Origin of the sequence: Pseudochelatococcus sp. (genome assembly GCF_050946405.1) — a bacterium.
In the GTDB taxonomy this organism is placed as follows: Bacteria; Pseudomonadota; Alphaproteobacteria; order Rhizobiales; family Beijerinckiaceae; genus Pseudochelatococcus.
The window spans coordinates 126002-140447 of the sequence record NZ_JBMNUS010000005.1 but is presented as its reverse complement, the minus strand read 5'-3'; the positions used below and the strand labels follow the sequence as shown (position 1 = coordinate 140447).

General features: G+C 65.0%; 16 protein-coding genes. 12 read left to right on the top strand and 4 right to left on the bottom strand.

Features of this window, described 5'->3' with window-relative positions:
* Positions 1–172: 172 nt before the first annotated feature.
* The 5 genes from cyoA to ACOYJQ_RS09730 are packed head-to-tail and all read left to right on the top strand — an operon-like array spanning position 173 to position 5094.
* Positions 173–1282: a ubiquinol oxidase subunit II gene (cyoA, locus tag ACOYJQ_RS09750; protein ID WP_433458026.1), complete on the top strand. Its 1110-nt coding sequence runs from the start codon at positions 173–175 to the stop codon at positions 1280–1282.
* An 8-nt stretch (positions 1283–1290) separates the two neighbouring features.
* Positions 1291–3300, top strand: coding sequence for a cytochrome o ubiquinol oxidase subunit I (gene cyoB / locus ACOYJQ_RS09745; protein ID WP_433458024.1), 2010 nt, complete (start codon positions 1291–1293; stop codon positions 3298–3300).
* The gene (gene cyoC / locus ACOYJQ_RS09740; RefSeq protein WP_433458023.1) at positions 3297–3935 is read left to right on the top strand and encodes a cytochrome o ubiquinol oxidase subunit III; all 639 of its coding nucleotides are present in this window, start codon (positions 3297–3299) and stop codon (positions 3933–3935) included. Before cyoB ends, cyoC begins: the two co-directional genes overlap by 4 nt.
* Positions 3935–4318, top strand: a complete 384-nt coding sequence (gene cyoD / locus ACOYJQ_RS09735; protein ID WP_433458022.1) for a cytochrome o ubiquinol oxidase subunit IV — start codon at positions 3935–3937, stop codon at positions 4316–4318. The genes cyoC and cyoD overlap by 1 nt, the downstream gene beginning before the upstream one ends.
* Positions 4315–5094: an SURF1 family protein gene (locus tag ACOYJQ_RS09730; RefSeq protein WP_433458020.1), complete on the top strand. Its 780-nt coding sequence runs from the start codon at positions 4315–4317 to the stop codon at positions 5092–5094. Before cyoD ends, ACOYJQ_RS09730 begins: the two co-directional genes overlap by 4 nt.
* Positions 5095–5333: 239 nt before the next feature.
* Here the strand turns inward: ACOYJQ_RS09730 and ACOYJQ_RS09725 are convergent, their stop codons facing one another.
* The 3 genes from ACOYJQ_RS09725 to efp form a co-directional block, all read right to left on the bottom strand.
* Positions 5334–5651: a hypothetical protein gene (locus tag ACOYJQ_RS09725; RefSeq protein WP_433458019.1), complete on the bottom strand. Its 318-nt coding sequence runs from the start codon at positions 5649–5651 to the stop codon at positions 5334–5336.
* A gap of 198 nt (positions 5652–5849) precedes the next feature.
* Complete coding sequence (locus ACOYJQ_RS09720; RefSeq protein ID WP_433458017.1) at positions 5850–6278, bottom strand: organic hydroperoxide resistance protein; 429 nt, start codon at positions 6276–6278, stop codon at positions 5850–5852.
* Between the two features lie 220 nt (positions 6279–6498).
* Positions 6499–7065 (bottom strand): elongation factor P, encoded by a 567-nt coding sequence (gene efp, locus ACOYJQ_RS09715; RefSeq protein WP_433458015.1) that lies wholly within the window; start codon positions 7063–7065, stop codon positions 6499–6501.
* Positions 7066–7202: 137 nt separating this feature from the next.
* On the opposite strand from efp, the gene epmA reads away from it, so the two are divergent.
* The 6 genes from epmA to ACOYJQ_RS09685 all read left to right on the top strand — a co-directional run bounded on the left by epmA (position 7203) and on the right by ACOYJQ_RS09685 (position 11412).
* Positions 7203–8303 carry an EF-P lysine aminoacylase EpmA gene (gene epmA / locus ACOYJQ_RS09710; RefSeq protein WP_433458013.1) on the top strand — a complete coding sequence of 367 codons (1101 nt, stop codon included), beginning with the start codon at positions 7203–7205 and terminating at the stop codon, positions 8301–8303.
* The gene (locus tag ACOYJQ_RS09705) at positions 8300–9364 is read left to right on the top strand and encodes a lysine-2,3-aminomutase-like protein (RefSeq protein ID WP_433458011.1); all 1065 of its coding nucleotides are present in this window, start codon (positions 8300–8302) and stop codon (positions 9362–9364) included. Before epmA ends, ACOYJQ_RS09705 begins: the two co-directional genes overlap by 4 nt.
* Positions 9365–9502: 138 nt before the next feature.
* Positions 9503–9769, top strand: coding sequence for a hypothetical protein (locus ACOYJQ_RS09700; RefSeq protein WP_433458010.1), 267 nt, complete (start codon positions 9503–9505; stop codon positions 9767–9769).
* Between the two features lie 156 nt (positions 9770–9925).
* Positions 9926–10489, top strand: coding sequence for an invasion associated locus B family protein (locus ACOYJQ_RS09695; protein WP_433458009.1), 564 nt, complete (start codon positions 9926–9928; stop codon positions 10487–10489).
* 123 nt (positions 10490–10612) lie between these two features.
* On the top strand, positions 10613–11035 hold the full coding sequence (arfB, locus tag ACOYJQ_RS09690; RefSeq protein WP_433458008.1) for an alternative ribosome rescue aminoacyl-tRNA hydrolase ArfB: 423 nt from the start codon (positions 10613–10615) through the stop codon (positions 11033–11035).
* Between the two features lie 71 nt (positions 11036–11106).
* Positions 11107–11412, top strand: coding sequence for a hypothetical protein (locus tag ACOYJQ_RS09685; RefSeq protein ID WP_433458006.1), 306 nt, complete (start codon positions 11107–11109; stop codon positions 11410–11412).
* A gap of 110 nt (positions 11413–11522) precedes the next feature.
* Here ACOYJQ_RS09685 and ACOYJQ_RS09680 read toward each other — a convergent pair whose 3' ends face one another.
* Positions 11523–11687 carry a hypothetical protein gene (locus ACOYJQ_RS09680; protein WP_433458005.1) on the bottom strand — a complete coding sequence of 55 codons (165 nt, stop codon included), beginning with the start codon at positions 11685–11687 and terminating at the stop codon, positions 11523–11525.
* A 316-nt stretch (positions 11688–12003) separates the two neighbouring features.
* On the opposite strand from ACOYJQ_RS09680, the gene ACOYJQ_RS09675 reads away from it, so the two are divergent.
* Positions 12004–14109, top strand: coding sequence for a methyl-accepting chemotaxis protein (locus tag ACOYJQ_RS09675; RefSeq protein ID WP_433458003.1), 2106 nt, complete (start codon positions 12004–12006; stop codon positions 14107–14109).
* Positions 14110–14446: the final 337 nt, after the last annotated feature.

Genomic DNA, 14446 nt, shown 5'->3' with positions numbered 1-14446 from the left:
GAGATCTTCACTTCTGTAAGAGGGGTGTGCATGTTGTCGCACCCCCTGCGCACGCTCTTGATGCGGCATTTGAGCTTATGTAAGCAGTGCGATCATTTGATCGCGGATGCGGGCCTTCACCGGCGCGCCGTCCGCCGTTTCTGGCCGACGCGCGCCTTTGCGCCCAACATGGATGAGACGGATGCCCCGCATCAAAGCTCGCTCCCTCCTGTCGCTTCTCGCGATAGCGCCTGTCCTGTCCGGCTGCCAATGGGTCGTGATGTCGCCGGCCGGCGACATTGCGACGCAGCAGAAGGATCTGATCCTGTTCGCCACCGGCCTGATGCTGCTCATCATCCTGCCCGTGATGGCGCTGACGCTGCTTTTCGCCTGGAAATACCGCCAGTCGAACAAGGAAGCGGCCTACGAGCCCGACTGGCACCACTCGAACCGGCTGGAAGCCATCATCTGGGGCGCGCCGATCGCCATCATCCTCGTGCTGGGCACGGCGACGTGGATCGGGACGCACCGGCTCGATCCCTACCGCCCGCTGGAGCGCATCGACGCCGCGCGTCCGATACCGCCGGACAGCGAGCCGCTTCAGGTACAGGTCGTCTCGCTCGACTGGAAGTGGCTGTTCATCTATCCGCAGTACGGCATCGCGACGATCAACGAGCTTGCGGCGCCGGTCGACCGGCCGATCAGCTTCACGATCACGTCGTCCAACCTGATGAACTCGTTCTTCGTGCCCGCCCTCGCCGGGCAGATCTACGCCATGGCCGGCATGCAGACAAAGCTGCACGCCGTCATCAACGAGGCGGGCGTGTTCGACGGCTTTTCCGCCAACTACACCGGCCACGGCTTCTCGCACATGCGCTTCAAGTTCCACGGCCTCGACGACGAGGCCTTCGGCGCGTGGGTCGCGAAGGCGCGCGCCTCGCAGGACGCGCTCACGCGCGCGGCCTATCTGGAGATCGCCCGTCCGAGCGAGGCGGAGCCGGTGCGCCGTTTCGGCACTTTCGACGCCGACCTCTTCGACCGCATCGTCAATCTGTGCGTGCCCGAAGGCACCACCTGCATGAAGGACATCATGCACAAGGACAGGGAACGCATCAGCGGCCTGGGACGCATGGGCAATCCCGCCGCGCTCGCCGAGGCGCGGCTGGAAAAGGCGCTGGCCGACAGCCTGTGCACGACCGATGCGCCGCAGGGACCGACGCTCGCCGTCATCGCCGGCCTGTCGGCGAAGGCAACCTTCCGTCCGGGCGAGACGTCGCCGCGCACCACGATCCTCAGCGAGTGATACCCGTCATGACCATCGACAGCGATATCCAGCATACCGTTTTCGGGCGTCTCACCCTCGACGCCCTGCCGCTGCACGAGCCGATCGTCGTCGCGACTTTCGCCGTCGTCGCCCTTCTCGGTGCGGCGCTGCTCGCCGTCCTCACCCGCTACCGGCTGTGGGGCTACCTGTGGAGCGAGTGGTTCACGAGCGTCGATCACAAGAAGATCGGCATCATGTACATCGTCCTCGCGCTGGTCATGTTCCTGCGCGGGCTGGCGGACGCGGTGATGATGCGCCTGCACCAGGCGATGGCCTCGGGCGGCGGCGAGGGCTATCTCAACGCCCATCACTATGACCAGATCTTCACCGCACACGGCGTGATCATGATCTTCTTCGTCGCCATGCCGCTGGTGACGGGCCTGATGAACTACGTGGTCCCGCTGCAAATCGGCGCGCGCGACGTGGCGTTCCCCTTCCTGAACAACTTCAGCTTCTGGATGACGACGGCGGGCGCGGTGCTCGTGATGGCGTCGCTGTTCGTCGGCGAGTTCGCGCAGACGGGCTGGCTCGCCTATCCGCCGCTCTCGGGCATCGAGGCCAGTCCGTGGGTCGGTGTCGACTACTATCTCTGGTCGCTCCAGATCGCGGGCGTCGGCACGACATTGTCGGGCATCAACCTGATCGTCACGATCGTGAAGATGCGCTGCCCCGGCATGCATTACATGCGCATGCCGGTGTTCACCTGGACGTCGCTGTGCACCAACATCCTGATCGTGGCGACGTTCCCGATCCTCACCGCCGTGCTGGCGCTGCTCACGCTCGACCGTTACGTGGGCACGCATTTCTTCACGAACGACGCCGGCGGCAACCCGATGATGTACGTCAACCTCATCTGGATCTGGGGCCACCCGGAGGTTTACATTCTCGTGCTGCCGGCTTTCGGCGTGTTTTCGGAAGTGGTCGCCACGTTCTGCGGCAAGCGGCTGTTCGGTTACAAGTCGATGGTCTACGCCACGGCGTGCATCATGATCCTGTCCTATCTGGTGTGGCTGCATCACTTCTTCACCATGGGTTCGGGAGCCAGCGTCAATACGTTCTTCGGCATCACGACGATGATCATCTCGATCCCGACGGGCGCGAAGATCTTCAACTGGCTGTTCACGATGTACAAGGGGCGCATCCGCTTCGAAGTGCCGATGATCTGGACGATCGGCTTCATGCTCACCTTCGCCATCGGCGGCATGACGGGCGTGCTGCTTGCGGTGCCGCCGGCCGATTTCGTGCTGCACAACAGCCTGTTCCTGGTGGCGCACTTCCACAACACCATCGTCGGCGGCGTCGTCTTCGGCATGTTCGCGGGCATCGTCTACTGGTTCCCCAAGGCCACCGGCTTCCGGGCCGATCCGTTCTGGGGCAAGGTATCGTTCTGGTGCTGGCAGATCGGCTTCTGGGTCGCGTTCATGCCGATCTACATCCTGGGCCTCATGGGCGTGACGCGGCGCATCAGCCAGTTCGAGGACACCTCGCTCAACGTGCTGTTCGTCACCGCGGCCATCGGCGCGGGCCTCATCACGCTCGGCACGCTGGCCTTCGTCGCCCAGTTCGCCGTCGGCTACCTGCGCCGCGCCACCTACGCCGACACCACCGGCGATCCGTGGAACGGGCGCACGCTGGAGTGGGCGACGTCCTCGCCTCCGCCCGCCTACAACTTCGCCTTCACGCCGGTGGTTCATGACGTCGACGCCTGGTGGGACATGAAGAAGCGCGGCTACGCGCGCCCGCTGACCGGCTTCCGCGCCGTTCACATGCCGCGCAACATCGGCATGGGCGTGATCCTGGCGGGCATCTCCATCGTGCTCGGCTTCGCACTGATCTGGCATATCTGGTGGCTGTGCGCGGCCTCGTTCGCGGCGCTCATCGTGGCGGCGGTCGCGCACACGTTCAACCATGACCGGGATTACTACATCCTGGCCTCGGAAATCGCGGCGACGGAAGACGCGCGCACCCGGCTCCTCGAAGGGAAGGTGGCATCATGACCAAGCATATCAGCCCCGCCGCCATCGAAGGCGGGCCCGTATTCTTCGTCGCGGGCGAGGACGAGGAGGCTCACGGCCACCACGATACCGGCACGATGCTCGGTTTCTGGATCTATCTGATGAGCGACTGCCTCATCTTCGCGTCGCTCTTCGCCGTCCACGCCGTCGTCGGCCGCAACTATGCCGGCGGGCCCGCGCCCGTCGATCTCTTCGACCTCAATCTCGTGCTGGTGTCGACGGCGGCGCTGCTGATCTCCTCGATCACCTACGGCTTCGCCGTGATCGCCATGCAGAAGCACGACAAGGCCGGCCTGCTGCGCTGGCTGGCCGTCACCGGCGTTTTCGGCCTCGCGTTTCTGGGGCTGACGCTGTTCGAGTTCCAGCACCTCATCCACATCGGCGCGACGCCGCAGGTCAGCGCCTTCCTGTCCTCCTTCTTCACGCTGGTGGGCACGCATGCGCTGCATGTCGCCTTCGGCACCATCTGGCTCGGCGTCCTGCTGGTGCAGATCGCGCAGCGGGGCATCGGCGAGGGCAACGTGCGGCGCGTCATGTGCCTGTCGATGTTCTGGCATTTCCTCGATCTCGTGTGGATCGTGGTGTTCTCGTTCGTCTACCTGATGGGGGTGCTGTGATGGCCGCCAATTCGCACGAAGCCGGCGCGGCGCATGCCGGCGCGCATGTTCATGACTCCGGCGAGGCGCACGGCACGGTGGGCGGCTACGTCACCGGCTTCGTTCTGTGCGCCATTCTCACCGTCATTCCCTTCTGGCTCGTCATCGCGGGACCGCTCGGCGACGCCGGGCTGACCGCGCTCGCCGTGATGGCGCTCGGCGTGGCGCAGATCGTCGTGCAGATGATCTTTTTCCTGCATATGAACAGGCGCTCCGAAGGCGGATGGACGTTCATGGCCTTCGTCTTCACCATCATCATCATTCTCATCGCCGTCACGGGCTCGATGTGGGTCATGCATCACCTGGACCTCAACATGATGCCCATGAAGCACGAACTTCCGTGACATCTCCCCGGCCTTCCGAGGCCGGGCGGCCGCCGCCGCCGGAGCGGCCGCCCTCCCCCCGGTCGCTCATCCTGCCGGGAATCGCGGTTTTCGCGATCGTGTGCGGTCTCCTCGCGCTCGGCGTCTGGCAGTTGCAGCGCCTCGCATGGAAAACGGATCTCATCGCGCGCGTCGACGCGCGCGTGCATGCCGCGCCGGTGCCCGCGCCCGCCCCGGCCGCATGGCCGGACATCGCCCGCGCCGAGGACGAATATCGGCGCATCCGGCTGACCGGCGTCTTTCAGCACGAGCGGGAAACCACCGTCTACGCCCTGACCGATCTCGGCGCCGGCTATTGGGTGATGACGCCGCTGCAAGACGATGACGGCGCGATCACTCTCGTCAACCGCGGTTTCGTGCCCACCGAGCGCCGCCTGCCCGAAACGCGGGCGGAAGGACAGGTCGGCGGTCCGGTGACGATCACCGGCCTCATCCGCATGACGGAACCCGGCGGCACGTTCCTGCGCGGCAACGATCCCGCCGGGGACCGCTGGTATTCACGCGATGTCTCCGCCATCGCCGCACGGCACGGCCTTGGCGCGGTCGCCCCCTACTTCGTCGACGCCGAGGCTTCGGCCATTCCCGGCGGCTATCCGCGCGGGGGGCTGACGCGGGTCGTCTTTCCCAACACCCACCTCGTCTATGCGCTGACATGGTTCGCGATGGCGGCGGTGGCGGCCGGCATGTACGTCTATTTCGCCCGGCAGATGCTGCGCGGACGCGAGCCGGGCCAGTAGATCCCGCCGCCGTTTCAATGCAACGCTACATGATCTAGAGTGTTTTCAAGCAAAGTGGATACCGCTTTGCGTGAAGAAAACGCGTCAAGTCAATAAGATAGAGCATTTCGGCGTTTCAACGAAACGCCGAAATGCTCTAAAGCAGTTTGCGTTCAAATCGATCCATCGAATTGAACGCAAGTTGCGGTAAAATATGGAGTTTAGAGCGGCGTGACGATTCCACTTGAATGCACGCCGCTCTAGCGGGTCGAGAACCCGATCGGCTCCGGCGGGCGCTGCCCGATCCACAGGAGGAGCACGGCGACAACCGTGGCGGCCGCGAAGGCGGGCGCATCGAACAGCGTAACCAGCACGGGATCCCACAGATATGCGCCGACGTTGTCGACGGCGAGCGGCTCGATCCGCTGAAAGAACGACGGCAGCAGCCAGGCGAGCACCGGACCGAGAGGGGTGAAAGCGAGCCGGCCGTCCGCGATCGCACGCGCGCCATCGGCAACCAGCATCACGAAACCTGCGGCGAGCAGCAGAAATCCTGCCAGACGAAAAAGAAAACGCATGACAAACGGCCCCGCCCTTCCGGCAGCATATCGTGCGCCGCCGGAAATCCAGAGCGCTTGCCGATCAAATGGAATTGTTTGATCGATGAGGCTTCGCTCAAGACAAAGAGGCGCAGAGTGAAACCCGATCCGATCGGATCGGATTTCACTCTAGCAACGACGTTCCGCCGGAACAAGATACCGCACGGCACCGACGCGTCAGACGCGCTCGATGGTTACATCGACGTTGCCGCGCGTGGCGTGCGAATAGGGACAGATCTTTTCATGGGCGGTGTCGACAAGCTCCTGCGCCTGCGCGGGATCGACGCCGTCGAGATGCGGCTCGAGCTTGACGGTGATCTGGAAGCCGCCGGCCTCGCGCGGGCCGATGCCGACATGCGCCGTGACCTGCGTGTCGGGTCCCAGCTTGACGCCCGCCTGCCGGGCGGCGAAGCGCACGGCGCCTTCGAAGCAGGCCGCGTAGCCGGCCGCGAAGAGCTGCTCGGGATTGGTTCCGGCGCCGCCGGGACCGCCGAGTTCCTTGGGAACGATGAGATCGGCCTCCAGCACGCCGTCGGAGCTGCGGATATGTCCTTCGCGGCCACCTTTGGCGGTGGCGGTAGCGGTGTACAACACATTTCCGGTCATGAGCGGTCTCCCGCGCCGATCCGCGTGCCAACGGAATGCGGGCCTCCGCGCGGCGCACGGGGACTATGACCGAAATCGCCCCGCACGGAAAGCGTGGCCGCGACAGGCGACGGCCAGGCTGGTGCCGGCGTGGCCGTTTCCTGAAGCGTTTTCCCATCAAATGAAATCATTTGACGGAACCGACCGTTTCCGGGCGGGGCGCCTTCACCGAAAAGCCGCGTCAGTCCTTGGCGCGCTCGACATAGGAGCCGTCTTCCGTCTGCACCACGATGCGCGTGCCGGTGCTGATATGCGGCGGCACCATCACGCGCACGCCGTTCGACAGGATGGCCGGCTTGTAGGAGGAGGAGGCCGTCTGCCCCTTCACGGTGGGCTCCGTCTCCACGATTTCCAGGGTGACGCGCGCGGGCAGCTCGATCGCGACGGCGTTGCCCTCGTAGATCGACAGCTTGACGCCCATCCCCTCTTGCAGATAGACGGCCTGGTCGCCCACCACGTCGCCGGAGACGGTAAGCTGCTCGAAGCTCTCGGGGTTCATGAAAATGTAGGATTCGCCGTCCTGATAGAGATAGGAGTGGTCGATATCCTCGACGAAGGCGCGCTCCACCTGTTCCGTGGTCTTGTAACGCTGGGAGACCTTCACGCCATCGGCGATGCGGCGCATGTCGATCTGCGTCGTCGGCGTGCCTTTGCCGGGAAAGAAACTTTCTGCGGAAAGCACGACGCACAGGTGGCCGTCGACCTCGAGGATGTTGCCTTTACGAACGGAACTCGCGATAACCTTCACGTGATGAACCTCTGCTGTCTTCTGTTTCTGGTTGCATGCCGCCAGAAACGGAAACCGATGGCGGACAAAGATGCGGCTGTCGCGCGACACCTTACTCATCCCGCCGCCAATAGCCAGATGTCAGAGTGCAAAAACTGATGGGCGAAACCGATTTTATCGCCGGTGACAGCGCATTTTTCGCCGTCGACGCGCACCGGCGCCGCCGGCCGCGGCTTCTCGCGCGGCAGCGCGTCACCGCCCGGCTGCGCGCGTTTTTCGCCGCTCACGGCTTCATCGAGGTGGAGACGCCCGCCTTGCAGACCTCGCCCGGCAACGAGGCGCATCTGCACGCCTTCGCCACGCATTTCATCGACGGCGGCCTTTCCGCCGATGGTGATCCGGCCCGACTGCCGCTCTACCTGCACACGTCGCCGGAATTCGCCTGCAAGAAGCTGATCGCGGCCGGCGAGACGCGCATCGTCAACTTCGCCCGCGTTTACCGCAACCGCGAGCGCAGCGCCCTGCACCATCCCGAATTCACGCTGGTGGAATGGTATCGCGCCGGCGAGCCCTATGAGGCGCTGATGGCCGATTGCGCGGCCATCCTGCGCGCCGCGGCCGAGACGGCGGGGGCGACGCGCCTGCGCTTTCGCGGCGTGGAGGCCGATCCCTTCGCCGAGCCGCAGCGCCTGTCGGTGACGGACGCCTTCCGCCATTACGCGGGCATCGACCTGCTCGCGACGCTTCCCCGCGATCCGCTCGCCCTCCCCGACCGCGACGCGCTGGCGGCGGGCGCAAGCGCGGCAGGCGTGCGCATCGTGGCGGACGACACATGGTCGGACATCTTCAGCCATGTTCTCAACCAGAAGATCGAGCCGCATCTCGGCCACGGGCGCGCCACGATCCTCGACGCCTATCCCGCCGTCGAGGCGGCGCTCGCCCGCCGCAGCCCGGCCGACCCGCGCCTTTCGGAGCGGTTCGAGCTGTTCGTCTGCGGCGTCGAACTCGCCAACGGCTTCGGCGAGCTCACCGATCCGGTCGAACAGCGCCGCCGCTTCATGCTGGAGATGGACGAGAAGCAGCGCGTCTACGGCGAGCGCTATCCGCTGGACGAGGCGCTGCTCGCCCTGCTGCCGGCCATGCCGCCGACGAGCGGCATCGCGCTCGGCCTCGACCGGCTGGTGATGCTCGCCACCGACGCCGCCCGAATCGAGGACGTGCTCTGGTCGCCCGTCCCGCTTCCCGCGGCGTCGGCATGAGCGCGCCGGCGAAGACCCGCGCCACCCTCCGCCATCCGCAGGAGCTGGCGCAGGCGGGGTTCATCGCGGCCGCGGAACGGGAGGCGCTCGAGCGGGTCGCCGCGCGCTACGCCATCGCCATCACGCCGACGATGGCGGATCTCGTCGACGGTGACGATCCCGACGACCCCATCGCCCGCCAGTTCGTGCCCGACGAACGCGAGTTGGACCAGACGCCGCAGGAGCGCGACGATCCGATCGGCGATCACGCGCATTCGCCGGTCGAGGGCATCGTGCACCGCTATCCCGACCGGGTGCTGCTGAAGCTCGTGCACGTCTGCCCGGTCTACTGCCGTTTCTGCTTCCGGCGCGAGATGGTCGGCCCCGGCCAGCCCACCGCGCTCGACGCCGCGACGCTCGACGCCGCCCTGGCTTATATCGCCGCCTGCCCCGACATCTGGGAGGTCGTGATCACCGGCGGCGACCCGCTCATCCTGTCGCCGCGCCGTCTCGCGGAAGTGGTGGCGCGCCTGCGGCGGATCGATCACGTCAAGGTGCTGCGCTGGCACACGCGGGTGCCTGTCGTCGCGCCCGAACGGATTTCACCCGCGCTCGTCGAGGCCATCAGGACGCCGGACAAAGCCACCTACGTGGTGCTGCACGCCAACCATCCGCGCGAGTTCGGCTTGCCCGCCCGCGCCGCCTGCGCGCGGCTCGTGGATGCAGGCATCGTCATGCTCAGCCAGTCCGTGCTGCTGCGCGGCGTCAACAACGATCCCGCAACGCTCGGCGGCCTGATGCGCACCTTCGTCGAAAACCGCATCAAGCCCTATTATCTGCATCATGGCGATCTCGCACCGGGCACCGGCCATTTCCGCACCGGCATCGCGGAGGGGCAGGCGCTGGTGCGGGCGCTGCGCGGCCATTACTCCGGCCTGTGCCAGCCGACCTACGTGCTCGATATTCCCGGCGGCCACGGCAAGGCGCCCCTCAATCCCTGCGATGCGGAGGAAACCGGCGCGCGCGATCGATGGCGCGTCACCGATTTTCGCGGCAACACCCATCTTTATCCGCCCGAATGAATCGCGGGTGCGGGTTTATCCGCCTTGATGGGCTGGAGGGGGCGGCGCCGTTTCGGCCTCGCCGCACGTATTGCGATTGTGTTTTGCGCAATCATCTGTATTGATTGTCGGACATTGCCGCCGAAAAGGACGAGGCTCATGGTTCGCACAACGATTGCCCGAGGCGCGTTACTTGCTATCTCGCTCGCCACGGCGCTGACGGCGCTCCCCGTTGCCGCCGAGCCTCTCGACCGCCGCACGGACGACAGCTTCCTTTACGCCCGCCCGGCGAACAACGGGCAGCGCGTGCCGAACTACGTCGCCGATTCCGCCCGCGGCCAGCCGCTCGACTACAGCGACCGCCGCCGCATCGATCGTCCCTATCTGTCGGGCGAATCGGCAGGCGTCAAGCTGCCGACGCGCTGACGAAACGCGCCTTTCGGGCGAAGGCGCCTCCCGGCGCGTCGCGTCGTTTTTGACGCACGGAGCCGCTTTTTCATGCTACATGTGTCGCGGCAACGCCGCCGCTTGCGCAAGGCAGGCTGCGGTCCGTCATGTGATGGCTGAAAGAGGCTCCGACCCATGAAAAAGATCGCTGCATGCGCGCCGGCCAGTCTTGCCGGCCCTGCGCTCGCCACCGGCCTGTTCATCGCTGCCGGCGCGGGCGGGCACGGGGCCGCCCTGGCGCAGAAGCCGGAGGCCGCCGCAAGCGCGCCCCGGCGCATCGAAACCACGATTCATGATTCTTGGACGGTCACCTGCCGCGACCTCGCCGAGAAAAAGAACGACTGCACCGCCGTGTTGCGCGTCGCGGACAACCAGAGCGGCAATGTCGTTCTCGTATGGGCGGTGGGGAAAGACGCTTCCGACAAGCTGACGGCCGTCATCCAGACTCCCACCGGCATCCGGATCGGCGCGGGCGTCGTGTTGAAGATCGGCAAGGCCGCGGACCGCAAGCTGGCCTACGCCACCTGCTCGCCGCGCCAGTGCGACGCGACGGCGCCCGCGAACGCCGGCTTTCTGAAAGAACTCGCGGCCGGCGAGGAAGCGACCGCGACGATCACCCTGATAGACGGGCGCACGGCGGAATTCAGGTTCTCGCTGAAGGGCTCGGCGGCGGCGCTGAAACAGGTCGCGGGCGCCTGATCCGGGTTTCGCCGTTGGGCCGTGCTCGCGGCATCATGTCCGCGGTTCCGCCCCGGCCCTGCTTGCTGTAGGTTGGGCCTGCGGAGGCGACGCAGATGGCGAAGCCGTTCATGGACGCCGGATATGATCCCGATCACCCATTTCATCGCGCTCGACGACGCCGAAATAGAGGAAAGCTTCGTTCATGCGTCCGGTCCCGGCGGACAGAACGTCAACAAGGTGGCGACGGCGGTGCAACTGCGTTTCGATGCGCGCCGCTCGCCCAATCTGCCGGAGCACGTGCGGACGCGGCTGATGGAACTCGCGGGGCAGCGGCTGACGCGCGAGGGCGTCATCGTGATCGTGGCGCGCAATTTCCGCACGCAGGAGCGCAACCGGGCGGAGGCCCTGCGCCGCCTCGTCGATCTCATCCGGCAGGCGGCGCAGCGTCAGGCCATCCGCCGCCCGACGCAGCCTACGAGGGCCTCCAACCGCCGCCGTCTCGAAGAAAAAGCCCGCCGCGGCGATATCAAGGCGATGCGAAGCAGGAAGCCGCCCGCCGATTAGAGCGGCGTGCATTCAAGCGGAATCGTCACGCCGCCCTAAAGCGTTTTCAAGCAAAGCGGATACCGCTTTGCGTGAAGAAAACGCGTCAAGTCAATAAGATAGAGCATTTCGGCGTTTCAACGAAACGCCGAAATGCTCTAAATTCTATATTTTACCGCCACTTGCGTTCAATTCGATGGATCGGCGTGAACGCAAACGGCTCTGGAGCGCGTTCCGTTCAGGCGGAGATCGTTCGCCGGACGGGCGCGCCGGCGCCTTTCCCGAGCGGCGCGATATCGTCCCGGCGATGGAAGCGCTTTCGCGGAAAGGGCTTCCCGGCGGACGACGCCGAAAAACATCATCAAAAACCATCAGCCAGCGAAGAATATTTTCATTGACTTGAAAAATTATGCTGTGTAATGGATCTGAAGATCAAAGCATTACTTAATATATGGCTATATATTAATACAATGCTAAATTGGCATCTATAGTGAAATTAGCTTCATCTTCACATATTTTGAGGCTTATCAATGCTTTTCATCTCCCCTCGTTCATAAAATCCGGCCATGAATGACGCTGGAATTCTTTTGCCGCTGCTGTTTTGCACTTGCTGCCGCGCTCCGGCAGTGCAAGACAGCCGGCATGACGAAACCATGCCGAGGATCGAGCCCATCAGCCGTATCCGGGTCGGATGTCAGATGGTGGAACAGCGATGAAAACCGGCGGAATCTCTCATGAGCATGCCGTCTTTCCTTTAAAATCAGGTATTCCGAGAATGAAGGGAACCGATACGATTGAAATCGTTCCTTTCTCTGCTTGTGTAAGACATCGAAAAAATTCCTGACCCGATCTCGTTCAGGACATTCTCATTTCGAATACATCAATGCGTGATCAACCGGTCCCTGCCCCGTGTCAGGTGAAGCGCGCCTGACGGGCCGGCGGCGGAAACGGATCGGACCGACTGACAGAAAGAGAAAGGAACTTCCAGAATGATGCTTTGGCGCAACGCGAGCCTGAAAGCGAAAATCATTTTCAGCACCGCGATGATGATTGCGGCTTGCGCCGGGGCGATCGCCGTCACGCTGATCATGCTGGCGCGCCCCGCCGCCGAGACGACGGCGATCAAGATGGTGCAGGAGATCGCCGCCGGTCAGGCTTCCCGCATCCGGCAGGAGGTGGACGCCGCGATCGGCGACGCCGCCTCCATCGCCCGCGCCGCGCAGGTGGAAATCGCGGGGGAAGCCCCGCGCCGCAGCGTCGTCAATCATATCCTGCGCCGGATCATGCAGACGGACCGCGGCTATGCCGGGGCCTGGATCGATATGACCGACAACGGGTTCGACGGGCGCGACGCCGAGTTCAGGGAGCCGAGGGACGGCGAGATGCTGGGGCTGCCCGGCACCGGCCGCATGAGCATGACATGGACCAAGGGCGAGTCGGGCGCGCCGGAAGCCGATACTTCCGAAGGGTTGAGCTTTGAGGCGGTGCAGAGCGAGGAATATTACGCCGTCGCCAGCCGCGCCCGCCGCCCGGCCCTGACCGAGCCTTATGTCGATGAGGATTTCACGCAGGAACTGATGACCAGCGCCGCCGTGCCGGTGCTGGTGGAGAACGAGGTGCGCGGCGTCGCCGGAATCGACATCTCGCTGGCCAGCATCTCGGATATCCTCAACGCCCAGCGGCCCTATGGCGACGGCCATGTCGCGTTGATCTCGGAGAAAGGCATGTACATCGCCCATCCGCAGGAAGGGCTGCGGATGCAGCCCAGCACCGACCTGCCGGAAGCGGCGCGGGCGGCGATGGCGCGGGGCGATGTCTTCGAAGCCCCGGCGATCCTTGGTGAAGAGGAATATTTCCTGCGGGTGCAGCCGGTCGATTTCGGCAATGTTCAGGGCACCTGGACGCTGGCGGTGGCCGTGCCGATGAAAAGCATTCTGGCCGAGGCCAACTCCCTGACGCTGCTCTGCGTTCTCGTCGGCGTCGTCTGTTCGGTCATCGGCGGCGTCGTGGCCTGGCGCGTGGGCAGGGGCATCGTGCAGCCGGTGGCGGCGATGACGGACGCGATGGCGGAACTTGCCGCCGGGAAGCTCGACGTTTCCCTGCCCGCGACCGGCCAGCGGGACGAGCTGGGAGCGATGGCGCGCGCACTCCAGGTCTTCAAGGACAACGCCGTCGAGATGGACCGCATGCGCACCGCGCAGCACGAGCGCGAGAAGGAGGAAGAGGCGAGAAACCGGGCGCTCATGCTGAAAATGGCCGAGGATTTCGAGCGCGAGGTCAAGGGCGTCGTCACGGCGGTTTCCTCCGCCGCCAACGAGATGCAAAGCAACGCGCACTCCATGTCCTCGATCGCGGACAGAACCGCGCATCAATCCGCGACGGTATCGTCGGCGGCCGAGGAATCATCCGCCAATCTGAACATGGTCGCCTCGGCGGCGGAAGAGCTCAACACTTCCATCGCCGAGATCAACCGGCGAATCGAGGCTTCCGTGCAGGTCGCCTCGTCCTGCGTCGCCGAGGCGGAGGCGACCGGGCAGGTCATGCACGATCTCAACCAGGCGGCCGACGATATCGGCGGCGTCGTGAAAATGATCGGGGACATCGCAAGCCAGGTGAATCTGCTGGCCCTGAACGCCACCATCGAAGCCGCGCGCGCGGGCGACGCCGGCAGAGGCTTCGCCGTGGTCGCAAGCGAGGTCAAGAACCTCGCCGACCAGGTCGCCAAGGCGGCGCAGGACATCACCGAGCGGGTTTCCGGCATTCAGAAGCAAACGGACAACGCGGTCAGGACAATCGACGGCATCACCACCACGATCCATCAGATCAACGAGATATCGACCGCCATCGCGGCCGCCGTCGAGGAGCAGGGATCGGCCACCGGCGAGATCTCGCGCACCATTCAGGATACCGCCACCGGCACCGGCGCCGTGACGCAGAACATCGTGCACGTCAGGCAGTCGGCCTCCGAAACGGAAAACGCCGCGGCCCGGGTGCTGGTTACGGCCAACGAACTTTCCGAAGAATCCCGGAAACTGCAGAACGCCGTGGACGATTTCATCGCGCACATCCGCACGGCTCCGCGCATGGCCGCATAGCCAGCCCGCCGGGCATGAGGCGTCAGAGCGCCGTCCGGCGCGGCGGAACCGCTGACAAAACCTTCGGGTCGGGGCAGCCGGAGATTCCGGCCGCCCCGACCTTTCCATCTGCCAAGGCCGTTATAGGACGGGTTGACCGATACGGACGCTCCCGGTCCGCGACGGGTCGGGTGCGGACTTTGCTCAAGCGCCGCACCGGCTCGGCCCTATCCCGACGAGTCATGCTCATCGGGATAGGGCACGAGACGTTTCCGCCGCACGCCGGCCGGAATGCCGCGCGAAAGCGCGACGGCGGCGCACAGCCGCGGCCATAGACCCGATATCGGCGTCTTAATTA